Source organism: Streptomyces sp. SJL17-4 (assembly GCF_036826855.1).
Lineage (GTDB): Bacteria > Actinomycetota > Actinomycetes > Streptomycetales > Streptomycetaceae > Streptomyces.
Genome location: NZ_CP104578.1, coordinates 5,039,360 through 5,061,705 on the forward strand (window position 1 = coordinate 5,039,360; position 22,346 = coordinate 5,061,705).

Consider the following 22,346-nt stretch of genomic DNA (forward strand, 5'->3'; position numbering starts at 1 on the left):
TCCCACACCGGGCGATCCCACACGAGGCGCCTCCGCCCAGGCCGCCCCCGCACCCGGCAGCCCCGCCCCGGGAGATCCGGCCGCCGCCGGCCGCCCGCCGCAGACCCCGGCCGCGGTGCGCCGCCGCGCCACCCTCGCGGGCGCCGTCGTCTCCGCGCTGCTGATCGTCGCGATCGTCCTCGGCAGCCGCCTCCTCCGCGACTTCGACTCGGCGCTCCTCCCGTACGCCGTCGCCACGGTCTTCCTCGCCTTCGGCGTCGCCTACCGCTACACCGTCTGGATCTCCGCCCCCGGCGCCCGCCGCCTCTTCCACAAGGGCTGGGGCTCCTTCCTCTCCGTCGCGAACTTCCGCAGGGCGCCCACCGCGCTGCCGAAGATGATCGCCACCTACCTCGGCTTCCAGAAGTTCCTCGGCGCCCGCTCGCACGCCCGCTGGGCCGCCCACCAGCTCATCTTCTGGGGCTGTCTGCTGGCCGCCGCGATCACCTTCCCCCTCACCTGGGGCTGGTTCACCTTCACCTCCTCCACCGGCTCGGGCCCCGGCTACGAGATGCGGATCTGGGGCTTCAAGATCATCGGCTTCGACGCCCTCAGCGTCCTCGGCTGGCTGATGTTCCACGGCCTCGACATCGCCGCCGTCCTCGTCATCGCCGGCGCCGCCTACTTCCTCTGGCGCCGCATGAAGGACCGCGGGGCCGTCACCGGCCAGCGCTTCGCCTACGACCTGGTGCCGCTGATCGCCCTCGTCGTCATCTCCGTGACCGGGCTGCTGCTCACCTTCTCGTCGATCTTCCTGCACGGCGGAGGCTACGAGTTCCTCGCGATCCTCCACATGGTGTCGGTCGTCTTCACCCTCATCTACATCCCCTTCGGGAAGTTCTTCCACATCGTGCAACGGCCCGCCGCCGTCGGCATGCAGCTCTTCAAGTACACCTCCCGCCGCAAGGACGAGGAGGTGCTCACCTGCCGCCGCTGCCACGAGCCCATCGACACCGCCCCGTACGTCGAGAACCTCAAGGGCACCATGCGCGACCTCGACCTCGGCTTCGACGAGTGGACCGAGTACTGCCCCCGCTGCAAGCGCGTCCTCCGCGGCAGCGCCTACCTCGACCATGTGAAGAAGGGCTTCAGATGACGGCGACCGACCCCGCGACCACTCCCGGGCAGCCGCTGCCGCTCGACCCCTCCCTCGCCCCGCCCGGCACCCGCAACTTCCGCGACGCCGGCGGCATCCCCGCCGACCGCTGGCGCGCCGACCAGAACGGCGAGACCCTCGTCCCCACCCACTGCTGCTTCTGTGGCGTCCAGTGCGGCATGTACCTCCGCGTCGACCGCGGCGGCAAGGTCTTCGGCGTCGAACCCCGCAACCACGACATCAACCGGATGCGGCTCTGCCCCAAGGGCATCAACGCCTACCAGCAGGTCAACCACCCCGACCGGCTCACCGCGCCCCTCATGCGCCGCAATCGCGACGAGGAGTTCCGCGAGGTCAGCTGGGACGAGGCCCTCGACCACACCGTCGCCGAGATCCGCCGCATCCAGGGCGAGTACGGCAACGACGCCTTCGGCCTCCTCGGCGGGGCCAGTCTCTTCTCCGAGAAGACCTACCTCGTCGGCAAGTTCGCCCGGGTCGCGCTGAAGTCCCGGCACGTCGACTACAACGGACGCCTCTGCATGGTCTCCGCCGCCGGAGCCAACAAGCTCGCCTTCGGTATCGACCGCGCAGGCAACCCCTTCTCCGACATCCTCCTCACCGACTGCCTGCTCATCGCCGGCTCCAACGTCGGCGAGTGCTTCCCCGTCATGACCCAGTACCTGTGGGGAGCCCGCGACCGGGGCGCCACCCTCATCGTCGTCGACCCCCGCGAGACCGCGATCGCCCGCACCGCCGACGTCCACGTCGCCCTCAAGCCCGGCACCGACTCCGCCTTCTTCAACGCGGTCCTCCATGTCGTCGTCGCCGAGGGCCTCACCGACGAGGCCTACCTCGCCGCCCACGCCACCGGCTGGGAGGAGGTCAAGGCGACCGTCGCCGACTACCCGCCGGCCCGGTCGGCCGAGATCTGCGGCGTCCCCGAGGAGCAGATCGTCCAGGTCGCCCGCATGTTCGCCGGCGCGGACAAGGCCATGGCCTGGCACGCCCGCGGCGTCGAGCACCACTCCCAGGGCGTCGAGAACTGCCTCAGCATCATCAACCTGTGCGTCGCCGCCGGACACATCGGCAGGCCCGGCGCCGGCTACGGCACCATCACCGGCCAGGGCAACGGTCAGGGCGGCCGCGAACACGGCCAGAAGTCCGACCTCCTCCCCGGCGGCCGCTCCATCACCAACCCCGAGCACCGCCGCCAGATCTGCGAGATCTGGGGCATCGACGAGGCCGAACTCCCGCCCGCCGGCACCTCCATGATGGAGATGGTCTGGCAGATGCAGCGCAAGGAGATCCGCGGACTCGTCGGCATCTGCAACAACCCCTTCGTCTCGCTGCCCAACTACGCCACCGTCAAGGACGGCTACGACACCCTCGAATTCCACGCCCAGTTCGACTTCTTCCTGTCCGAGACCGCGGCCAACGCCCACGTGGTCTTCCCCGTCACCGTCTGGGCCGAGGACGACGGCGTCATGGCCAACGCCGAGGCCCGGGTCGTCAAGCACAACAAGGCCCAGGAACCCCCGGCCGGCGTCCGCACCGACACCTGGGTCATCTGCGAACTCGCCCGACGGCTCGGCGCCGGCGACAAGTTCGCGTTCCCCGACTCCCGCTCCGTCTTCGAGGAACTCCGCCTCGCCTCCGCCGGAACCGTCAACGACTACTACGGCATCACCTACGAACGCCTGGAGGAGACCGGCGGCATCGCCTGGCCGTGCCCCAGCACCGACCACCCCGGCACCCCCGCCTCTTCGAGAACGGCCGCACCTACCACCCCGACGGCACGATCCACATGCAGGTCGTCGAATGGCACCCGCCCATGGACCCGTACAGCGAGGAGTTCCCCCTCTCGCTGACCACCGGCCGCACCGTCGCCCACTTCCTCTCCGGCAACCAGACCCGCCGCCTGGGCGCCCTGGTCGAACAGACCCCGCGCCCCTGGGTCGAGGTCCACCCCTCCCACGGATTCCGCAACGGCGACCCCGTACGGGTCGTCACCCGCCGCGGCAGCGAGGTCTTCCCCGCCCTCGTCACCGAGGCCATCCGCCCCGACACCGTCTTCGTCCCGTACCACTGGCCGGTCCCCACCGCGGCCAACGCCCTCACCATCGACGCCCTCGACCCCCGCTCCAAGATCCCGGAGTACAAGGTCTGCGCCGCCCGCATCGAGGCCGCCGAGCGGATCGACGAGGTCCCCGCCCACCCACCGCACCGGGCCACCAGGCCTACCCGGAGACCCAGGTCTCCCGCACCGACCCGCTGCCCCCCACCTCCCCCAGGGCCGCGGCACCGCGGAGAGGAGCTGACCCGCACATGATGGGCCGCACGATCTTCATCGACCCGGGCCGCTGCATCGGCTGCCAGGCCTGCGTCTCCGCCTGCCGCGAATGCGACTCCCACCGGGGCAAGTCGATGATCCACCTCGACTACCCCGACGAGGGCCACTCCGTCGCCTCCCTTCCCACCGTCTGCATGCACTGTGAGGACCCTGTCGCCCCCTGCGCCGAGGTCTGCCCCGCCGACGCGATCCTCGTCACCGCCGACGGCGTCGTGCAGCAGGCCGACACCACCCGCTGCATCGGCTGCGCCAACTGCGTCAACGCCTGCCCCTTCGGCGTCCCCAAGATCGACCTCCAGGCGAAGCTCCAGATGAAGTGCAACCTCTGCTACGACCGCACCGCCTACGGCCTCGCCCCGATGTGCGCCACCGTCTGCCCCACCGGCGCCCTCTTCTACGGAACCCTCGAAGAGCTCCAGGCCGAACGCCCCGGCGTCCAGGTCGCCGACTCCTTCACCTTCGGCTCCACCACCGTCTCCACCGGCGTGGCGATGGTCGTCCCCGCCGACAAGGTCCAGTGGCCGGTCCCGGGCGGGCTTCCCGTCGTCGAGATCAATGGAAGGGATGTCCGTTGAGCGTCACCGACCCCCAGCCGCCGGCGTCGGACCCCCGGTCCGACGCGGCCCAGGAAGCGCTCCACGACCGGATCGCCGCCGACTCGCTCACCACCCGCCGCGACTACCTGCGGATCGTCGCCACCGTCTCCGGCGGCCTCGCCGTCGGCGGTGTCGCCGTCGCCTCCGGCATCCTGCACCGGCACGGGGACGGCGACGGGGCACCCGAGGCGAAGAAGATCGCGGACGTGATCCTGCCCGGGGAGTCCCTCGCCTTCCGCTACCCCGGCTCCGAGGACCGCGCGGTCGCCGTCCGCCTGGAGGACGGCACCCTCGCCGGCTACTCCGCCGTCTGCACCCACCTCGCCTGCGCCGTGCTCTGGCGCAAGGAACGGGGCAGCGAGGGCGAGCTGTACTGCCCCTGCCACGAAGGCATCTTCGACGCCCGCACGGGAGAGGTCACGGCCGGTCCGCCGCCCCGGGGACTGCCCAAGGTGCTGCTCGTGGAGGAGGCCGACGGCAGCGTCTGGGCGATCGGCACGGCCCGCTCGGGCGAGAGCGCCCGCGAGGGTCTCTGCCGCCAGCTCGGCGACGACCGCCCCGAACTCGCCGACCGCCTGGGCTGCCCCGGCGCCTCTGCGCGGGGCGCGGCGCCGGAGAGGAGTGAGCGCACATGACCGAGGACGCCTTCCCCCGAGACCCGGAAGCCCCGCAGCCGACGAAGCCCGCTGCCGCCCCGGGCGCCCCATGGCCATCGTCGGCCCCCGGGGCACCCTCGGCCCCCGGGGCACCCTCTGTCCCCGGGTCATCGCCGGCACCTGGGTATCGCCGGCACCCGCGGCACCCGCGGCCCCCCGGCCCCCGGCGTACACCCCGGGCAGTGCGCAGCCGCGGCTGAACCGTCCCGTGCACGAGCGGTATCCGCAGATCCGCCCCACCAGCGGATACGGCGATCCCCGGATCACCCGCACCGGCCCGGGGCCGGGAGCCGGTACGGAGCAGGAGCCCGAGCGCTCCTCGAAGCTGACGGCCCGCCTCACACTGGCGCTCACGGTCGTCATCGGCCAGCTCTGGGGGCTGACGATCGTCGTCGACGAGTGGATGGCCGGGGACACCGGCACCGCCTGGTGGGGCGCGGGCTTCCTCTGTCTGTCGTTCCTCGTGGTGCTCGGCCTCTGGCTGATCGACCCGAAGGACCGCTGAGCGGAGAGACGCCGACTTCGTACGGCTCCGGAAGACCGCAGATCAGAGGGGTTCGGGGCGGGGCAGCGGGCGTACCCTTGAGGTATGAGCACCGCCCCCGCCCACGGACCGCGAGACGCGAAGCGGCCCGGCGTACATCCCAGCCCCGAGAACAGTCCGAAGCCGGCACTCGTCTTCGACGATCCGCTGGACCAGCAGTCCGCGGACGACACGGACCGTGGATGGGGCGAGCGGCCTCCGGCCGGCGGCGACAGCGCCACCGACCTCGCGCGCTTCCTCGACGAGAAGCCGCCGCACCACCTCTGACACCGGCACGCGGTGCCGGTCAGGAGGTGGGGTGCGTCCCCGAACCGCCGCCGGAACCCGTGCCCGTACCCGTACCCGTGCCCGTCTTTGCGCCCGTGCCCGTGGAGGGGCCGCGCTGGGAGACCAGGTGGTCGCGGATCTCCTTGAGGACCTCCAGCTCGCTGATCTCCATGGTCTCCGTGACGCCCTCCTTCGCCTTGTCGTGCGCCGCGCGCTTCGCGAGGATCTTCGCCATCGGCAGGACCATCAGGAAGTAGACGACGGCCGCGGTGATCAGGAAGCTCAGGACCGCGCTGAGGACCAGGCCCCACTGGAGCTGGATGCCCTGCACCTCCCCGTTGACGACCTCGCACGAGTCCTTGATGCAGGACGAGTAGCTCTCCAGGTTCTTCGTGCCGAAGGCGCCGACGACCGGGTTGATGATGCCCTTGACCACCGAGTTCACGATGTTGGTGAACGCGGCACCGATGACGACCGCCACTGCCAGGTCGATCACGTTGCCACGCATCAGGAAGGCCTTGAAGCCCGCCAGCAAACTTTCCTTGTTCTCGGCCACCAAGGTGCCTTTCGTCGCTTGTGCTGCTGTGTGCGGTGCCATTAGGCCGCGAACGCCGTAGAGACGTCCAATCCGTACACACGAACCGGTTACTTGACAGGCAGTCAGTACGAATCAGCACAGCGTCACCGCCAGTTGGGACGTGACACCGGCGCCTGCCAGCGCGGCGGCCGTCGACCGCGGCACGGACAGGACGACGAGCGCCCCTCCGTCCGAACGAGTCTCACCCGGGTGCGGGACTTCGGCCACTCGGGCGCCCGTGGCGACGACCCGGGCCCCACCCTCCCCGCCGAGCGGCGAGTTGGGCGCGGCGATCACATCGACCCGGTCACCGGGGCGCAGCAGCCGTACGGTCGCGGCGTCGGCGATCCGCACCGGGGCGGACACCAGCCGGACGGCGACGGACGGCCGTGCGCGAGCGGCGGTGGAGGCGAGCCGGTCGCCCGGTGGGGGCGCCGCCGCGGCGCCCGGCGGCGGGCCGCCGCTCGCCACGGCGAGGGCCGCCGCCACGAGGGCCAGGAGCACCGCGGGGGCCCACCGCCCCCGCCGCAGCGCCCTGCGCAGCCGGAGCCGGGTGCCCCGCACCCGCAGGGGCTCGAAGGGCGGCACCACGCACGGCGCCGGAACAGGGGAAGGGGCCGCAACCGGAGAAGAGGCCGGAGCAGGAGAAGGGAAGGGGTGCGTCATCGTGGGCGCCGCCGTCCTGGTCGGGAATGGGATCGGAAGGGATCGCCTCCTACTCTCCGGCCCGCGCCGAATCCCTGCTCCCGCCTGGGGATCACCCGCCGCCTGTGGACAACTCCCTCACCCTCCCAGGGGGTTTGCCGCACCTCGGACGGCGATCACGGCAGCTCGATCCCCAGGTCCCAGCCGTCGTGCGCGTGCGTGCACAGGCAGTCCCGGTCCAGCGTCGCGGGCAGCGCGCCGACCGCGTCGAACAGCACCTCCCGCAGCCGTCCCACGTTCTCGCCGAACACCCGCAGCACCTCGGTGTGGGAGACGCCCTCGCCGGTCTCGGCGCCCGCGTCGAGGTCGGTGACGAGCGCGAGCGAGGTGTAGCAGAGGCCCAGCTCACGGGCGAGGACGGCCTCGGGGTGGCCGGTCATGCCGACGACCGACCAGCCGGCCGCCGCGTGCCACCGGGACTCGGCCCGGGTGGAGAAGCGGGGCCCCTCGATCACGACCATCGTGCCGCCGTCGACCGGATCCCAGCCCCGCCCCCGGGCGGCCTTGACCGCGACCCGCCGCCCGTCCGGGCAGTACGGGTCGGCGAAGGTCACATGGACGACGCGCGGCACGGCCCCGTCGGCCCGCCGCTCCCCGTCGAAATAGGTCTGCGCGCGGGCCTTCGTACGGTCGACGAGCTGGTCGGGTACGACGAGCGTGCCCGGCCCGTACTCCTCGCGGAGCCCGCCGACCGCGCAGGGCCCGAGGATCTGCCGGACGCCCACGGAGCGCAGGGCCCAGAGGTTGGCGCGGTAGTTGATGCGGTGCGGCGGGACGCTGTGGCTCCGGCCGTGGCGGGGCAGGAAGGCGACCTGCCGGCCGGCGATCTCGCCGAGGAAGAGGGAGTCGCTGGGCCTGCCGTACGGGGTGTCGACGGACACCTCCGTGACGTCCTCCAGGAAGGAGTAGAAGCCGGAGCCGCCGATCACACCGATGTCCGCGTACGCGCCTTGGTTCGCCATGGCGGTCACCCTATGCGGGGTGGGGGAGAACGCCGAGGGCCCCGTCGCGAACGACGGGGCCCTCGGCGAAGAACGTACGGACTGCGTCCTGAAATCAGGTTGGCCGTCCTGGAATCAGGTTCGGCGCAGGGTCCTGGAATCAGGTTCGGCGCAGGGTCAGGCGGCCGAGCTTCCGGTGCTCGACGAGGACGTCGAGGAGGCGGAGGCGGACGACGAAGAGGTCGATGCGGCGGGCTTCGCGTCCGACGTCGAGGACGACGTGGACGAAGAAGTCGACGGGGTCGAGGACTTCGACGCGGCCGGCGAGCTGCTGGACGACGAGCCGCGGCTGTCGTTCCGGTAGAAGCCGGATCCCTTGAAGACGATGCCGACGGCCGAGAACACCTTCTTCAGGCGGCCCTTGCACTGGGGGCACTCGGTCAGCGCGTCATCGGTGAACTTCTGCACCGCCTCGAGGCCTTCGCCGCACTCGGTGCACTGGTACTGGTAGGTCGGCACTTGTCTTCCTCCTGGCACTCACACTCATCGAGTGCTAACGACAATCCATACTGACGTATTCCGCGGGTTCAGTCCACCGCCACCGGCACGCGGTGACCGATACCACGCGCCGCGACGCGGCTCGTCTCGCGCGGCTTGAGGCGCGACCGCAGGGCGAGGAGCGTGGCCAGGGCGAGCGCCGTGCCCACCATCGGCACCAGGAATCCGGTGCTCGCGCCGTGGGCGTCGGCGAGGCGGCCGGCGACCGTGACGGCCGCGGCCTGGCCGAGCGCGACGGCGCCGGTGAGCCAGGTGAAGGCCTCGGTACGGGCGGACGCCGGGATCAGGGTCTCGACGATGGTGTAGCCGGTGATCAGGGCCGGGGCGATGCACAGGCCCACGACCAGGCCGAGGGCGCCGAGGAGCAGCACCGAGTGCGTGGTCCACAGCAGCGACGCGGCCACGGTGAGGCCGGCGTAGCCGAGGATCAGGCGGCGGCGGGGGCCGGTCTTCCAGGCGACGGCGCCCATGGCGATGCCCGCGAGCATGTTGCCGGCGGCGAAGACCCCGTACAGCAGGCCGTTGGCGCCGGGGTTGCCGATCTCCTCGGTGAAGGCGGTGAGGGAGACCTGCATGCCGCCGAAGACGGAGCCGATGCCGAGGAAGGCGACGACGAGGACGCGGACGCCCGGGATGGAGAGCGCCGAGCGGCGCGGCTCGGAGGAGTCGGCCGCGGAGATGCCGAACGCGGGCTGGGTGGCGCGCTGGGCGGCGAAGAAGAGCCCGCCGAACAGGGTGAGCGCGGCCTCGGCGATCAGACCGGCGGCCGGGTGGACGCCGGTGCACAGGGCGGTCGCGAGGACGGGGCCGACGACGAAGGTGAACTCGTCCGTGACGGACTCGAAGGCGGCGGCCGTCGGCATCAGCGGGGTGCCGTCCAGCTTGGCGGCCCAGCGGGCCCGGACCATCGGCCCGACCTGCGGCACGGAGGCACCGGCGGGGACGGCGGCCAGGAACAGGGCCCACAGCGGGGCGCCGCCCAGGGCGAGCGCCACGAGCAGGGAGACGGACGCGGTGTGGATCAGGACGCCGGGGATCAGGACGGCGCGCTGGCCGAAGCGGTCGGCGAGCTTGCCGCTCTGCGGCGCGAACAGCGCCATCGAGACGCCGGTGACGGCGGCGACCGCGCCGGCGCTGCCGAAGGAGCCGGTGGTGTGCTGGACGAGCAGGACGATGCCGATGGTCAGCATCGCGAAGGGCTGCCGGGCGGCGAAGCCGGGGAGCAGGAAGGACAGCGCACCGGGTGTGCGCAGCAGCTGCCCGTAGCCGGGCCGCTTGTCCGAGATGACCGTGGACGCCACGGTCCTGGCCTTTCTGCCGCCTGGTAGCGCGTCCCGGCACGGTGGTGCGGGTGTCGCCGAGAGCTGTCCTCATGCGCGTTACTGCGGTAGATACCGGGCCGGCCCCACTGCGGAGGGGCGCCACGGCCGCCATACGGTCGCGCCAGCTCTGCGTCAGGCAGAGTTGGTTCGATCAGGTGTGCCTTCATGGTACAGGGAGGAGCGTCTTCCCGCCTGGGAAAACGCTCCTGCCCCTGAATTAATGCCTCGGATTAACCGGATGTTCGCTTGCGGCCGGACCCGGACCCGGACCCGGACCCGGACCCGGACCCGGACCCGGACCCGGACCCGGACCCGGACCCGGACCCGGACCCGGACCCGGAGCCGGAGCCGGAGCCGGACCCGGACCCGGGGCGGTGGCCGGGGCCGTGGCCGTGGCGGTGGAAGCGCATCTCGGTGCCGTGCGGCTTGCTGACCGCGGTGGCGCCCCCCGTGCCCAGCCAGCCGGCGAGCTTGCCGCCCTGGCCGACCGCGCGCAGCCGCCGTTCCGTGGCGTCCCGTACCGGGTCGGTGGCGACGACGAGGAGTTCGTCGCCGCGCCGCAGGACGGTCGCCGGCCCCGGGACGAAGCTCGTCTCCTCCCGTACGACGAGGGTGACGGCCGCTCCGGACGGCAGCCGCAGTTCGGCGACCTCGACGCCGTGCATCCGGGAGTGCTCCGGGATGGCGACGGAGAGCAGATGGCCGCGCAGTCGCTCCAGGGGCGCGGACTCGACGCCGAGGTCGGCGGCCTCCCCGGAGTCGGCCAGCTTGAGGGCCTTCGCCAGCCAGGGCAGGGTCGGTCCCTGGACGAGGGTGTAGACGACGACGAGCACGAAGACGATGTTGAAGATCCGCTCGCTGCCCTCGATGTCCGACACCATCGGGATGGTGGCCAGGATGATGGGGACGGCTCCGCGCAGGCCGGCCCAGGACATCAGCGCCTGTTCCTGCCAGGGGATGCGGAAGGGCAGCAGGCTGACCAGGACCTCCATCGGCCGGGCGACCACCGTCAGGACCAGGCCGATGACGACGGCGGGCCAGAAGTCGTGGACGAGCTCGTGCGGGGTGACGAGCAGACCGAGCAGGACGAACATGCCGATCTGGGCGATCCAGCCGAGTCCCTCGGCGAAGCCGCGGTTCGCGGGCGCGTGCGGCAGCTTGGCGTTGCCGAGGACCATCGAGGCCAGATAGACGGCGAGGAAGCCGGAGCCGTGGGCCATGGCGCCGGCGGCGTACGCGACGACGGCGATGGCCATGACGGCGATCGGGTAGAGGCCGGAGGCGGGCAGGGCGACGTGCCGCAGCCCGTAGGCGCCGAGGAAGCCGACGGCGAGACCCACGGCGACGCCGATGGCGAGTTCGAGGGCGATCGTGCCGACCAGGACGTACCAGTGGTCGACCGGTCCCGCCGTGGAGAAGGCGACGACGAGGATGACGACGGGGGCGTCGTTGAAGCCGGACTCGGCCTCCAGGACACCGGTGACCCGTGACGGCAGGGGCACCTTGCGCAGGACGGAGAAGACCGCGGCGGCGTCGGTCGAGGAGACGACGGCGCCGATGATCAGGGCCTGCCGCCAGTCGAGGCCCACGAGGTAGTGGGCGGCCGCGGCCGTGATGCCCACGCTCACCGCGACGCCGACGGTGGAGAGGACGACCGCGGCGGGCAGGGCCGGCTTGATCTCCTTCCACTTCGTACCGAGGCCACCCTCGGCGAGGATCACGACGAGGGCGGCGTAGCCGATGACCTGCGTCAGTTCAGCGTTGTCGAAGGCGACGTTGCCGATGCCGTCCTGGCCGATGGCGATGCCGATGCCGAGGTAGAGCAGCAGGCTGGGGAGCCCGCTCCGGGACGAGATCCGTACGGCCGCGACCGCGATCAGCAGCACGAGGGAGCTGATGAGCAGGAGTTCGTTGAGCTCGTGGACAGTCAGTGGCCGTTCCTTCCCCTCACATGCGGCTGGATCGTTCTTCCAGCGGCTGTCGCGTGCGGCTGGATCGTTCCTCCAGCGGCCGACACTTCGTTACCTTACCTAATCTTTAACGTTTTCTTGACGCCCTCTTTGCGCACCTCGCTCACCAGTACGGTTCTCCTCACGGTTGTCTTCCTGACACCGCGTCCAGGCCGTCCGGACGCTGCGCCTAAGGTTGCTCCCGTACTCCAGGACCACCCTGCCCCTCGAAGGACAGCGATGCCCTCCAACACGACCGCGCCTCCCGCCAAGAAGAAAGGGCGGCGCGCCCGCCTGATCCTCCTCGTCCTGGTCCTCGCTCTGGTCGCGGGCGTCGGATACGGCGGGTTCTGGGGTGTGAGCACCGTCCGGGCCTCGTTCCCGCAGACCACGGGCGAGATCCGGCTCGACAGCCTCTCCGGAGAGGTCGAGGTCAAGCGGGACGCCAACGGCGTCCCGCAGATCTACGCGGACAACGAGACGGACCTCTTCCGCGCCCAGGGCTACGTCCAGGCACAGGACCGCTTCTACGAGATGGACGTCCGGCGGCACGTGACCGCGGGCCGGCTCTCCGAGATGTTCGGCGAGAGCCAGGTCGAGACGGACTCCTTCCTGCGCACGCTCGGCTGGCGCCGGGTCGCGCAGCAGGAGTACGACAAGGTCCTGACGCCGGAGACGAAGAAGTACCTCCAGGCGTACGCGGAGGGCGTCAACGCCTATCTGAAGGACCGGGACCCGGCCGACGTCTCCGTCGAGTACGCCGCCCTGGCCTTCACCAACGACTACGTGATCGAGCCGTGGACCCCGGTCGACTCGGTGGCCTGGCTCAAGGCGATGGCCTGGGACCTGCGCGGCAACATGCAGGACGAGATCGACCGCTCGCTGATGACGAGCCGGCTGAGCGCGAGCCAGATCAAGCAGCTGTACCCGGACTACCCGTACGCGCTGCACCAGCCGATCGTCGACCAGGGTGCGGTGGACGAGTCCACCGGGAAGTTCGACCCGAAGGGCAAGGCGGGCGACGGCGACGGTGACGGCGACCTGACCACCGGCGAGACCCCGGGCAGCGTTCCCGGCAGCGGCTCCGGCTCCTCCGGTTCCTCCGACTCCTCCGGTTCCTCGCAGGGCATCGAGTCCCAGCTGAGCGCGCTCTCCGAGCTCCTGGACGGCGTCCCCGCCCTCCTCGGCCCCAACGGCAACGGAATCGGCTCGAACTCCTGGGTCGTCTCGGGGCAGTACACGACCTCCGGCAAGCCGCTGCTCGCCAACGACCCGCACCTGGCGCCCCAGCTGCCGTCCCTCTGGTACCAGATGGGTCTGCACTGCCGCTCGGTCTCGGCGACCTGCCGTTACGACGTCTCCGGCTACACCTTCTCCGGCATGCCCGGTGTGATCATCGGACACAACGACAAGATCGCCTGGGGTCTCACCAACCTCGGCGCCGACGTCACCGACCTCTACCTGGAGAAGATCGGCCCCGACGGCTACCTCGTCGACGGCAAGGTCAAGCCGTTCACGGTCCGCGAGGAGACCATCAAGGTCGCCGGCGGCGGCGACCGGACGATCACCGTCCGCTCCACCGACCGCGGCCCGCTCGTCTCCGACCGCTCCTCCGACCTTGAGAAGGTCGGCCAGAAGGCCCCCGTCGGCAACGCCGCCCCCGACCGCGGCACCGGCTACGGCGTCTCGCTCCAGTGGACCGCCCTCCAGCCGGGCAAGTCGATGGACGCGATCTTCGCCCTCGACCGCGCCAAGGACTTCAGCACCTTCCGGGCGGCGGCCAAGAACTTCGAGGTCCCGTCCCAGAACCTGATCTACGCCGACACCGAGGGCAACATCGGCTACCAGTCCCCGGGCAAGATCCCGCAGCGCAGCAAGGGTGACGGCGCCCTGCCGGCGCCGGGCTGGGACTCCTCGTACAAGTGGAAGGGCTACATCCCCTTCGAGCAGCTGCCCTACGAGTACAACCCGAAGCGCGGCTACATCGTCACCGCGAACCAGGCCGTGATCGACGCCAAGAACTACCCCGACCTGCTCACCAAGGACTGGGGCTACGGCTCGCGCAGCCAGCGGATCAACGACCTCATCGAGTCGAAGACCAAGGACGGCGGAAAGATCTCGCCGGACGACATGCGGACCATGCAGACGGACAACCGCAGCGAGATCGCGACCCTGCTCAACCCGCTCCTGCTGAAGATCGACATCTCGGACCCGTACGTCCGCGAGGCACAGAAGCTGCTCGAAGGCTGGGACTACACCCAGGAGCCCGACTCGGCCGCCGCCGCGTACTTCAACGCGGTCTGGCGCAACGTCCTCAAGCTCTCCTTCGGCAACAAGCTGCCCAAGGAGCTCCGTGCCGAGGGCGACTGCATCAACGTGCGCCCGGCCGACGCCACCGGCCCGGTCGACGAGCAGAACAAGCTCGTCCGCGAATGCGGCCAGCGCGACCCCGACTCCGCGCAGCCGGACGGCGGCGACCGCTGGTACGAGGTGGTGCGCCCGCTCCTCAAGCAGGAGAAGAGCGAGTGGTGGGTCACCCCGGGCAACCGCACCGACCAGGCCACCGAGACCCGTGACCAGCTGCTCGCCCGCGCCATGAAGGACGCGCGCTGGGAGCTGACCGCGAAGCTCGGCAAGGACGTCACCACCTGGAGCTGGGGCCGGCTGCACCAGCTGACCCTGAAGAACCAGACCCTCGGCACCGCGGGACCCGGCGTCGTGCAGCAGCTCCTCAACCGCGGCCCCTGGAACCTGGGCGGCGGCGAGGCGGCCGTCGACGCCACCGGCTGGAACGCGGCCGGCGGCTACGAGGTCATCTGGGTGCCGTCGATGCGCATGGTCGTGAACGTCGGCGACTGGGACAAGTCCCGGTGGATCAACCTCACCGGCGCCTCCGGTCACGCCTTCAACTCCCACTACACCGACCAGACGGACGCGTGGGCGAAGGGCGACCTGTACGACTGGGCCTACGGCAAGGCGGCCGTCGACGCGGCGACGAAGGACACGCTGAAGCTGAAGCCCTGATCAGGACCCGAGCCGAGACCCTGATCAGGGCCGGATCCGAAGCCCTGATCAGGACCGGAAACGGGTGACTCCCTCCGGGGTCACCACCGCGTGCACGGGGTGGTCGTGCGGTTCCTCCGGGACCCGCGCGACCACCTCGTCCGCGTAGAGGAGCACCACGAGCGCCGGATCGGCACCCGCGCGCGTGAGCCGGGCGAGCACCCGGTCGTACGAGCCACCGCCCCGGCCGAGCCGCATCCCGCGCCCGTCGACCGCGAGGCCCGGCAGCAGGACGGCGTCGGCGGCGCACACGGCCTCGGGGCCGAGCCGGGGCCCCATCGGTTCGAGCAGACCCCGACCGGCCTTCACCAGCCGCTCCGGACCCTCGTACGCCGCCCAGTCCAGGTCGTTGTCGGGGAGCAGCACCGGGAGCAGGACCCGCACCCCGCGCGCGTGGAGCGCGTCGAGCAACGCGCGCGTGCCCGGCTCGCGGCCCACGGACACATAGGCGGCGACGGTGGACGCCTCCGCCAGTTCGGCGAGTTCCAGTCCCCACCGGGCGAGGGATTCGGCCGCACGGGCCAGGGAATCGGTGCTCAGCGCGGCGCGGAAGCCCAGAAGTCGACTGCGCAGCACGGTCTTTTCGGACATCTCAGGTGTCATCTCGGCCCCATGCGAATTCACTAAACTCTCGTAACTGTCTTTATCCGGAGGAAGTTGATCGGATCCACATCTTTCTCTCATTCCGAACGACTAAAGTGCACCGCATGAATCACTCGCTCCCCAGGCTCGGCCGGATCAGCAAGGCTGTCATCCCGGCCGCCGGCCTCGGCACCCGCTTCCTCCCGGCGACCAAGGCGACGCCCAAGGAGATGCTGCCGGTCGTCGACAAGCCGGCCATCCAGTACGTCGTCGAGGAGGCCGTCGCGGCCGGCCTCTCCGACGTCCTGATGATCACCGGCCGGAACAAGCGTCCCCTGGAGGACCACTTCGACCGGAACTACGAGCTGGAGGAGGCCCTGTCCCGGAAGGGCGACGCCGAACGCCTCTCCAAGGTCCAGGAGTCCAGCGACCTCGCCACCATGCACTACGTGCGCCAGGGCGCCCCGCGCGGCCTCGGCCACGCCGTGCTCTGCGCCGCCCCGCACGTCGGTGACCAGCCCTTCGCGGTGCTCCTCGGCGACGACCTGATCGACCCGCGCGACCCGCTGCTCGCGCGGATGGTGGAGGTCCAGGAGCGGGAGGGCGGCAGTGTGATCGCCCTCATGGAGGTCGACCCCTCGCAGATCCATCTGTACGGCTGCGCGGCGGTCGAGGCGACCGTCGACGCGGACGTCGTGAAGGTGACGGACCTGGTCGAGAAGCCGGACGCGGACGAGGCGCCCAGCAACTACGCGATCATCGGCCGCTATGTGCTGGATCCGGCCGTCTTCGAGACGCTGCGGGAGACCGAGCCGGGCCGCGGCGGGGAGATCCAGCTGACGGACGCCCTGCAGAAGCTCGCCTCGGACGAGAAGATCGGCGGCCCGGTGCACGGTGTCGTCTTCAAGGGGCGCCGTTATGACACCGGTGACCGCGGTGACTATCTGCGTGCCATTGTCAGACTCGCGTGCGAACGTGAAGATCTGGGACCGAACTTCCGGGCCTGGCTCCGGAGATACGTCAGCGAGGAGATGTAGCACCTTGAGCAGCAGCGCGGCACCGTCGCCGTCCCACGACGACCATGACCACGGCGACCACGGCGATCACGGCCAGGGCGACGAGGAGAAGGTGGTCGACCCCTGCGCGGGGCCCGCGCGCGGGCTGTGGTCGGTGGACGAGCACCTGGCCGACATCCTCGCGACGGTCGGCCCGCTCGAACCCATCGAGCTGCAACTCCTCGACGCGCAGGGCTGTGTCCTCGTCGAGGATGTGACGGTGCCTGTCGCGCTGCCGCCCTTCGACAACAGCTCCATGGACGGGTACGCGGTCCGGGTCGCCGATGTCGCCGGTGCCACCGAGGAGTTCCCCGCCGTCCTCACCGTCGTCGGCGACGTCGCGGCGGGCGCCGACGGCCTGCCCGAGGTCGGCCCCGGCCAGGCCGCCCGGATCATGACCGGCGCCCCGCTGCCGCCCGGCGCCGAGGCCGTCGTCCCGGTCGAGTGGACCGACGGCGGTACGGGCGGGGGCGCGGCCACCGGCATGACCGCCGCGAGCGCCGCCCCCGAGGGCGCGTCCGGCGAGGTCCGGGTGCACCGTGCCGCGGAGGCCGGCGCCCATGTCCGCGAGCGGGGGAGCGACGTGCGGGCCGGGGAGCTGGCCCTGTCGGCCGGCACGGTGCTCGGGCCGCCGCAGATCGGGCTGCTCGCCGCGATCGGCCGCGGCACCGTCCGGGTCCGGCCCCGCCCGCGCGTGGTCGTCATGTCCACCGGCAGTGAGCTGGTCCAGCCCGGCGAGCCGCTGGGCGAGGGCCAGATCCACGACTCCAACAGCTTCGCGCTCGCCGCGGCCGCCAGGGACGCGGGCGCGCTCGCGTACCGGGTGGGGGCCGTCGCCGACGACGCCGAGTCGCTGCGCGCCACCATCGAGGACCAGCTCATCCGGGCCGATCTGATCGTGACCACGGGCGGGGTGAGCGTCGGCGCGTACGACGTGGTGAAGGAGGCGCTGACCGCCGACGGGCAGGTCGACTTCCGCAAGCTGGCGATGCAGCCGGGCAAGCCGCAGGGCTTCGGCGCGATCGGCGCCGAGCAGATCCCGCTGCTCGCCCTGCCGGGCAACCCGGTCTCCTCGTACGTCTCCTTCGAGCTGTTCGTCCGGCCGGCGATCCGGGCCCTGATGGGCGTCGAGGATCTGCATCGGCCCCGGGTGCGGGCCGAGCTGGCCGCCGACAGGGCGCTGTCCTCGCCCGCCGGGCGGAGGCAGTTCCTCCGGGGGACGTACGACCCGGAGGCGGGCACCGTCACTCCGGTGGGCGGCGCGGGCTCCCATCTGATCGCGGCCCTCGCGCACGCGGACTGCCTGCTTGTGGTCCCGGAGGAGACGGAGAGCGTGGAGCCGGGCGCCGAGCTGGAAGTGGTCCTCCTCGGCTGAGGGGGCGAGGGTGGGGGTACGGTGTCGTCCCACACAGCGACCGGGAGTGTCACGGCGATGAGCACGCAGCAAGGTCTCACCCACATCGACGAGGCGGGCGCGGCCCGCATGGTCGACGTCTCCGCGAAGGACGTCACGTCCCGCACGGCGCGGGCCAGCGGGCGGGTCCTCGTCTCGCCGCGCGTGATCGAGCTGCTGCGCGGCGAGGGCGTCCCGAAGGGCGACGCGCTCGCCACGGCCCGGATCGCCGGGATCATGGGCGCCAAGAAGACCCCGGACCTCATCCCGCTCTGCCACCCGCTGGCCGTCTCTGGCGTGACCCTGGACCTGGCGGTCACCGACGACGCGGTCGAGATCCTGGCGACGGTGAAGACCACGGACCGCACGGGCGTGGAGATGGAGGCCCTGACGGCGGTCTCGGTGGCGGCCCTGACAGTGGTCGACATGGTGAAGGCGGTCGACAAGGGCGCGGTCATCTCCGACGTACGGGTGGAGGAGAAGACGGGCGGAAAGTCGGGCCACTGGACACGGGGCGAGTCGTGACGCGCGGGGGCCGGGTGTCGGGCGTCCACGAGCACGAGCACGAGCACGAGCACGAGGAGCCGTCCGGCGGTACCGAGGAGGTTCCGGCGGCGGCCTACCGCGCCCTCGTCGTGACGGCCTCGAACCGGGCGTCGGCCGGGGTGTACGAGGACAAGGGCGGCCCGATGATCGCCGAGGGGCTGACCCGGATGCGCTTCGCCGTGGAAGGCCCCCAGGTCGTCCCGGACGGGGCGCCGGTCGAGGCCGCCCTGCGTGCCGGGATCGCCGCCGGGTACGACCTGATCGTCACGACCGGCGGTACGGGCATCTCGCCCACCGACGAGACGCCCGAGGTGACCCGCCGGGTCCTGGAGCGGGAGATCCCGGGCATCCCGGAGGCGATCCGGGCGTACGGCCGGGAGAAGGTGCCGACGGCGGCGCTCTCGCGGGGCCTCGCGGGGGTCGCGGGCAGCACGCTGATCGTGAACCTGCCCGGGTCGTCCGGCGGCGTACGGGACGGGCTGACCGTCCTGGAGCCGATCCTGCGCCACGCCGTCGACCAGATCCGCGGTGGCGACCACCCGAGACCGTCGTGATCCCGACCTGGCCGGTCGTCCTCGTGGACGGAGAGGTGCTGCTCCGTCCGATAAAGATGCGTGACCACGCGGCCTGGCGCGAGGTGAACCGGCGCAACCGGGAGTGGCTGCGGCCCTGGGAGGCGACGGTTCCGCCGCCCTCTCCCGGCGGGCCGGTGGCGCAGCGGCCGACGTACCGTCAGATGGTCCGCCATCTGCGGTCGGAGGCGAACGCCGGGCGGATGCTGCCGTTCGTGATCGAGTACCGGGGGCGGCTGGTCGGGCAGTTGACGGTCGCGGGCATCACCTGGGGCTCGATGTGCTCCGGGCACGTGGGCTACTGGGTGGACAGCGAGGTGGCCGGCCGCGGTGTCATGCCGACGGCGGTCGCGCTGGCGGTCGACCACTGCTTCCGTGTGGTGGGTCTGCACCGGATGGAGGTGTGCATCCGTCCGGAGAACGGACCTTCGCGCCGGGTCGTCGAGAAACTCGGGTTCCGCGAGGAGGGGCTGCGGCCCCGCTACCTCCACATCGACGGCGCGTGGCGGGACCATCTGGTCTTCGCGCTGACGGCGGAGGAGGTGCCGGAGGGGCTGCTGCGCCGCTGGCATCGGGCGAGAATAAAATAAGTGTTCGAATTCAATCGGTAGTCGGCAGTCAATCGATCTGAACAATCACAAAAAAGTTCAGTGATATCAGCCAGATCGTGCGACACACCGGGCCAATTGGCCGATGCCGTCGCGCGAACCCCTCTACCGTGTGAGGCGTGAGCAGCAGCGGCCTCATCTACGCAGTCATCGTCGGGGCCTGGGCCGCCTACTTGGTACCGATGTGGCTCCGCAGGCAGGACGAGCTGAACGAAGCCCGTCCGACGGAACGCTTCAGCACCGCCATCCGGCTGCTTTCCGGACGGGCGGGCATGGAGCGCCGATATGCCAAGGAGCTCAAGGAGCGGGACCGTACGGCGGAGGGTCCGACGCCCGACGTGGACCCGGACGTGGAAACCGAGCATTTGAGCTCGGTCGACGTCCGGGCGTTTTCCGCGCCCGCGGCCAGAACGGAAGCGCGCCTGGAACTCCCCGAACGGGAACCGGCGCCGCAACCCGCCGCGAACCCCGCGCCGAGCCCCGCCCCGGCGCCGGCCCGCCCCGCCACGGGCGCGGCGGCCGAGCGCGCCCGCCGCGGCAAGGTCCTCGCCCGCCGCCGCCGCACCACGACGCTGCTCTTCGCCGGCTTCACCCTCGGCGCGGTCGTCGCCGCCGTCGGCGGGGTCGCCTTCCTGTGGGTGCCGGCCGTGCCCGCGCTGCTCCTCAGCGCGTACATCGTGCACCTGCGGGTCCAGGAACGCCGCCGCTTCGTGTACGTGATGGACCGGCGGCGCGCGGAAGCGGCGGCGGCGCGGCTGCGCGAGAGCCGCCGTCCGGCGCCCACGCCCGAGCCGTCGCCCGAGTCCGCTCCGGGCCCCTCCCCGCAGGAGGCGGACCGGCGCGCCCTGGTCGAGCAGACCGACCACGCGGAGTGGGTCGACCAGCAGCGCGAGCGCGGCCCGGCCCGCGGCGACAGCTGGGACCCGGTCCCGGTCCCGCTCCCCACCTACGTCACCGCCCCGGTCGCCCCGCGCGCCACGAGCGGCATCGACATCACGGATCCGGAGACCTGGAGCGCGGCGCGCTCCTCCACGGCGGCCGACCCGGCCCCCACCCCGTCCCCGGCCCCCCGCCAGCGCACCACCCCGCCCCGCCGCAACCGCGATCACGGCCGCACCCCGCTCTTCGACCAGTACGCGGACGACGACCGCCCCCGGGCGGCCAACGAATGACCTCCCCGGGGGCCCGCGACGGCCCCCGGCTGACCTGCGAGGGAATGGATTTTTGCCTGGGCCGGTCGGGATGCTAATGTTTCACACGTCGCAAGGGCCTGTGGCGCAGTCTGGTAGCGCACCTCGTTCGCATCGAGGGGGTCTGGGGTTCAAATCCCCACAGGTCCACAGACAACGGGAATCCCGTCCGATCGAAAGATCGGGCGGGATTCCTGCGTTTCCGGAAGTGCCATGGAGAGGCGCCCCCTTGGGGGTGCCTCCCGGAGTCCTCAGGTCAGCGGCTTGGCGAAGCAGCGGCTGTTGTCGTGGTCGCGGTACATGCCGAACTTGGAGCACGGTTCGTAGCCGCTCGACGTGTAGAGGGCTATCGCCTCCGGCTGGGCCGTGCCCGTCTCCAGGACCATGCGGGTGCGGCCGGCCTCGCGGGCGTCGGACTCCAGGGCGGACAGGATGCGACGCGCCAGGCCCAGGCCGCGGGCCTCGGGAATCACGTACATGCGCTTGAGTTCGGCGTCGCCGTTCTCGTAGCCCTCGTCGTTCTTGTCCTGGGTGCGCCAGCCGCCGGTGGCGACCGGCTTGCCGGCGGGGTCGTAGGCGAGCAGGTAGAGGCCCTGGGGAGGGACGAACATCCCGGCGTCCAGCGGTGTGGCATCGCCCTCGTCGCCGTAGCGGACGGCGTACTCCGCCTGGACCGCGTCGTTGAGTGTGACGGCGTGGGGGTGGTCGTAAGGCGTGGGCTGGATGTTCATGCGGAATATCGTACATGTATGCACTGCTGTGGTGTCGGTATTCTCCCGGGATGCTCACTGTGACATCGAACAACGTGTGCAAAACGTTCCGCCCATGATCAGGGGAACCTGACGGCCGCGACCCTCTGAGTGAGGGGCGGGGCCGTCAGCGCACCGCACGAAGAGGCGGGTGCAGGCCCGGGGCGATCTTTGGATGGCTAGCCCGTGATGATGAACCCGCGCTCGGGCCGCCTGCGCTCGGCAGCAGCCACGGCGGCGAGCGTCGCGTCGGTGATGTCCCGGCCGGCTGGGTCGACCACCCGCCAGGGGCCAGCCGGATTCTTCGGGTCCTCCGGCTGGAGGTCCCCGGGGATTCCGTACTTCCGCATCGAGTCGTGCAGTGACGAGACGGCGCTGGCGTCCATGGCGCTCTCCTTGCGTCGGTGGGGCGTCGAGCCTATTCGTCTCCGCCGCCACCGTGGGTCGCGCAGTTGCCGGGGTTGATCGGGCCGCAGCCGCCGGGCGGGGTGTGCCTGATCACCCCGACCAGCTCCCCGACGCGGCCGGTCCAGAGTTCAGCGTCGGGGGTGTAGCCGGCCTGTTCGATGAGGGCAATGGTGCGGGTGATGACGTCCGGGTCGTGGCGGGCCGCGTCGGGGCGCTCGGGGTAGTGGTGGACGAAGCGGCCGAGGAGGTTGCACAGGGCCGCGTACGGGTGCGTGTGGAGGATGAGGGCGTGCCAGCCCGCGTCCACCTCGCCGGTGGGGGAGATGCGTGCCGTCGGGAAGAGCGACGCGGCGTGCACGAACTTCGCGGCCTCGATGACGACACGCTCGGCCATCGTGGAGTCCATGCCGGGGTGGTCGTCGAGGACCGTTTGCGTCGCGCCGGCGAAGTACGCCTCGCCCAGCAAGGATCGGGCGCCGGGCGGGTTGCCGGGCGGCTCGAGGCTGGACGAGCAGGGCGTCGGGTTGCCGTTTGTGCAGGCCATGGGTTTCCTCCGGGTTGGTGGATTGCCGATGGTGCG

22 protein-coding genes, 1 tRNA gene and 1 pseudogene are annotated in these 22,346 nt (G+C 71.4%); 14 read left to right on the forward strand and 10 right to left on the reverse strand.

Features of this window, described 5'->3' with window-relative positions; all coding sequences use genetic code 11:
- Positions 1-115: 115 nt before the first annotated feature.
- From N5875_RS22735 to N5875_RS22760, 6 genes and pseudogenes are all read left to right on the forward strand, one after another.
- Complete coding sequence (locus N5875_RS22735; protein WP_338499239.1) at positions 116-1,135, forward strand: MFS transporter; 1,020 nt, start codon at positions 116-118, stop codon at positions 1,133-1,135.
- Positions 1,132-3,453, forward strand: a pseudogene (locus N5875_RS22740) (molybdopterin oxidoreductase family protein). Before N5875_RS22735 ends, N5875_RS22740 begins: the two are co-directional and overlap by 4 nt.
- Before the next feature lie 7 nt (positions 3,454-3,460).
- Positions 3,461-4,060 carry a 4Fe-4S dicluster domain-containing protein gene (locus N5875_RS22745; RefSeq protein WP_030315529.1) on the forward strand — a complete coding sequence of 200 codons (600 nt, stop codon included), beginning with the start codon at positions 3,461-3,463 and terminating at the stop codon, positions 4,058-4,060.
- Positions 4,057-4,716 carry a Rieske (2Fe-2S) protein gene (locus N5875_RS22750; protein ID WP_318210826.1) on the forward strand — a complete coding sequence of 220 codons (660 nt, stop codon included), beginning with the start codon at positions 4,057-4,059 and terminating at the stop codon, positions 4,714-4,716. Before N5875_RS22745 ends, N5875_RS22750 begins: the two co-directional genes overlap by 4 nt.
- A 70-nt stretch (positions 4,717-4,786) precedes the next feature.
- Positions 4,787-5,242, forward strand: a complete 456-nt coding sequence (locus N5875_RS22755) for a hypothetical protein (RefSeq protein WP_338495605.1) — start codon at positions 4,787-4,789, stop codon at positions 5,240-5,242.
- 84 nt (positions 5,243-5,326) lie between these two features.
- Entirely contained in the window at positions 5,327-5,548 is a 222-nt protein-coding gene (locus tag N5875_RS22760; RefSeq protein ID WP_318210828.1) for a hypothetical protein, read from the forward strand.
- A gap of 19 nt (positions 5,549-5,567) precedes the next feature.
- Here the strand turns inward: N5875_RS22760 and mscL are convergent, their stop codons facing one another.
- From mscL to N5875_RS22790, 6 genes are all read right to left on the reverse strand, one after another.
- Entirely contained in the window at positions 5,568-6,104 is a 537-nt protein-coding gene (mscL, locus tag N5875_RS22765; RefSeq protein ID WP_338495606.1) for a large conductance mechanosensitive channel protein MscL, read from the reverse strand.
- Between the two features lie 114 nt (positions 6,105-6,218).
- The gene (locus N5875_RS22770; protein ID WP_338495608.1) at positions 6,219-6,716 is read right to left on the reverse strand and encodes a hypothetical protein; all 498 of its coding nucleotides are present in this window, start codon (positions 6,714-6,716) and stop codon (positions 6,219-6,221) included.
- Positions 6,717-6,946: 230 nt separating this feature from the next.
- Positions 6,947-7,792 carry an S-methyl-5'-thioadenosine phosphorylase gene (locus N5875_RS22775; RefSeq protein WP_338495609.1) on the reverse strand — a complete coding sequence of 282 codons (846 nt, stop codon included), beginning with the start codon at positions 7,790-7,792 and terminating at the stop codon, positions 6,947-6,949.
- A 156-nt stretch (positions 7,793-7,948) separates the two neighbouring features.
- Positions 7,949-8,290 carry an FmdB family zinc ribbon protein gene (locus N5875_RS22780; protein ID WP_318210832.1) on the reverse strand — a complete coding sequence of 114 codons (342 nt, stop codon included), beginning with the start codon at positions 8,288-8,290 and terminating at the stop codon, positions 7,949-7,951.
- Positions 8,291-8,358: 68 nt separating this feature from the next.
- A complete protein-coding gene (locus tag N5875_RS22785; protein ID WP_318210833.1) occupies positions 8,359-9,630 on the reverse strand; it encodes an MFS transporter in 1,272 nt (423 codons plus the stop codon).
- 251 nt (positions 9,631-9,881) lie between these two features.
- The gene (locus tag N5875_RS22790) at positions 9,882-11,537 is read right to left on the reverse strand and encodes a potassium/proton antiporter (RefSeq protein WP_338495610.1); all 1,656 of its coding nucleotides are present in this window, start codon (positions 11,535-11,537) and stop codon (positions 9,882-9,884) included.
- A gap of 303 nt (positions 11,538-11,840) precedes the next feature.
- Here N5875_RS22790 and N5875_RS22795 point away from each other — a divergent pair, with 303 nt between their 5' ends.
- A complete protein-coding gene (locus tag N5875_RS22795) occupies positions 11,841-14,624 on the forward strand; it encodes a penicillin acylase family protein (RefSeq protein WP_338495611.1) in 2,784 nt (927 codons plus the stop codon).
- A 48-nt stretch (positions 14,625-14,672) separates the two neighbouring features.
- Here N5875_RS22795 and N5875_RS22800 read toward each other — a convergent pair whose 3' ends face one another.
- A complete protein-coding gene (locus N5875_RS22800) occupies positions 14,673-15,266 on the reverse strand; it encodes a 5-formyltetrahydrofolate cyclo-ligase (RefSeq protein ID WP_318210836.1) in 594 nt (197 codons plus the stop codon).
- A gap of 104 nt (positions 15,267-15,370) precedes the next feature.
- Here N5875_RS22800 and galU point away from each other — a divergent pair, with 104 nt between their 5' ends.
- From galU to N5875_RS22835, 7 genes are all read left to right on the forward strand, one after another.
- Positions 15,371-16,282 (forward strand): UTP--glucose-1-phosphate uridylyltransferase GalU, encoded by a 912-nt coding sequence (galU, locus tag N5875_RS22805; protein ID WP_338495613.1) that lies wholly within the window; start codon positions 15,371-15,373, stop codon positions 16,280-16,282.
- 91 nt (positions 16,283-16,373) lie between these two features.
- Complete coding sequence (glp, locus tag N5875_RS22810) at positions 16,374-17,675, forward strand: gephyrin-like molybdotransferase Glp (protein WP_318210951.1); 1,302 nt, start codon at positions 16,374-16,376, stop codon at positions 17,673-17,675.
- A gap of 57 nt (positions 17,676-17,732) precedes the next feature.
- A complete protein-coding gene (moaC, locus tag N5875_RS22815) occupies positions 17,733-18,218 on the forward strand; it encodes a cyclic pyranopterin monophosphate synthase MoaC (RefSeq protein ID WP_030315498.1) in 486 nt (161 codons plus the stop codon).
- Positions 18,215-18,793 carry a MogA/MoaB family molybdenum cofactor biosynthesis protein gene (locus N5875_RS22820; RefSeq protein WP_338495615.1) on the forward strand — a complete coding sequence of 193 codons (579 nt, stop codon included), beginning with the start codon at positions 18,215-18,217 and terminating at the stop codon, positions 18,791-18,793. Before moaC ends, N5875_RS22820 begins: the two co-directional genes overlap by 4 nt.
- Entirely contained in the window at positions 18,790-19,401 is a 612-nt protein-coding gene (locus N5875_RS22825) for a GNAT family protein (RefSeq protein ID WP_338495617.1), read from the forward strand. The genes N5875_RS22820 and N5875_RS22825 overlap by 4 nt, the downstream gene beginning before the upstream one ends.
- Before the next feature lie 137 nt (positions 19,402-19,538).
- Positions 19,539-20,591, forward strand: a complete 1,053-nt coding sequence (gene glpR, locus N5875_RS22830; protein WP_338495619.1) for a gephyrin-like molybdotransferase receptor GlpR — start codon at positions 19,539-19,541, stop codon at positions 20,589-20,591.
- 94 nt (positions 20,592-20,685) lie between these two features.
- A tRNA-Ala gene (locus N5875_RS22835) sits at positions 20,686-20,759 on the forward strand.
- A gap of 101 nt (positions 20,760-20,860) precedes the next feature.
- Here the strand turns inward: N5875_RS22835 and N5875_RS22840 are convergent.
- From N5875_RS22840 to N5875_RS22850, 3 genes are all read right to left on the reverse strand, one after another.
- Positions 20,861-21,340 (reverse strand): GNAT family N-acetyltransferase, encoded by a 480-nt coding sequence (locus tag N5875_RS22840; protein WP_318210840.1) that lies wholly within the window; start codon positions 21,338-21,340, stop codon positions 20,861-20,863.
- A gap of 197 nt (positions 21,341-21,537) precedes the next feature.
- On the reverse strand, positions 21,538-21,744 hold the full coding sequence (locus tag N5875_RS22845; protein ID WP_318210841.1) for a hypothetical protein: 207 nt from the start codon (positions 21,742-21,744) through the stop codon (positions 21,538-21,540).
- A gap of 32 nt (positions 21,745-21,776) precedes the next feature.
- The gene (locus tag N5875_RS22850; RefSeq protein WP_338495621.1) at positions 21,777-22,310 is read right to left on the reverse strand and encodes a hypothetical protein; all 534 of its coding nucleotides are present in this window, start codon (positions 22,308-22,310) and stop codon (positions 21,777-21,779) included.
- Positions 22,311-22,346 lie beyond the last annotated feature (36 nt).

What these genes read in the sequence shown, in the direction of transcription:
- N5875_RS22845 (WP_318210841.1), bottom strand. Translation starts at nt 21,744, where the DNA reads ATGGACGCCAGCGCCGTCTCGTCACTGCACGACTCGATGCGGAAGTAC.
- N5875_RS22795 (WP_338495611.1), top strand. Translation starts at nt 11,841, where the DNA reads ATGCCCTCCAACACGACCGCGCCTCCCGCCAAGAAGAAAGGGCGGCGC.
- N5875_RS22775 (WP_338495609.1), bottom strand. Translation starts at nt 7,792, where the DNA reads ATGGCGAACCAAGGCGCGTACGCGGACATCGGTGTGATCGGCGGCTCC.
- N5875_RS22760 (WP_318210828.1), top strand. Translation starts at nt 5,327, where the DNA reads ATGAGCACCGCCCCCGCCCACGGACCGCGAGACGCGAAGCGGCCCGGC.
- N5875_RS22800 (WP_318210836.1), bottom strand. Translation starts at nt 15,266, where the DNA reads ATGACACCTGAGATGTCCGAAAAGACCGTGCTGCGCAGTCGACTTCTG.
- galU (WP_338495613.1), top strand. Translation starts at nt 15,371, where the DNA reads ATGAATCACTCGCTCCCCAGGCTCGGCCGGATCAGCAAGGCTGTCATC.
- N5875_RS22755 (WP_338495605.1), top strand. Translation starts at nt 4,787, where the DNA reads ATGGCCATCGTCGGCCCCCGGGGCACCCTCGGCCCCCGGGGCACCCTC.
- moaC (WP_030315498.1), top strand. Translation starts at nt 17,733, where the DNA reads ATGAGCACGCAGCAAGGTCTCACCCACATCGACGAGGCGGGCGCGGCC.
- N5875_RS22840 (WP_318210840.1), bottom strand. Translation starts at nt 21,340, where the DNA reads ATGAACATCCAGCCCACGCCTTACGACCACCCCCACGCCGTCACACTC.
- N5875_RS22850 (WP_338495621.1), bottom strand. Translation starts at nt 22,310, where the DNA reads ATGGCCTGCACAAACGGCAACCCGACGCCCTGCTCGTCCAGCCTCGAG.
- N5875_RS22745 (WP_030315529.1), top strand. Translation starts at nt 3,461, where the DNA reads ATGATGGGCCGCACGATCTTCATCGACCCGGGCCGCTGCATCGGCTGC.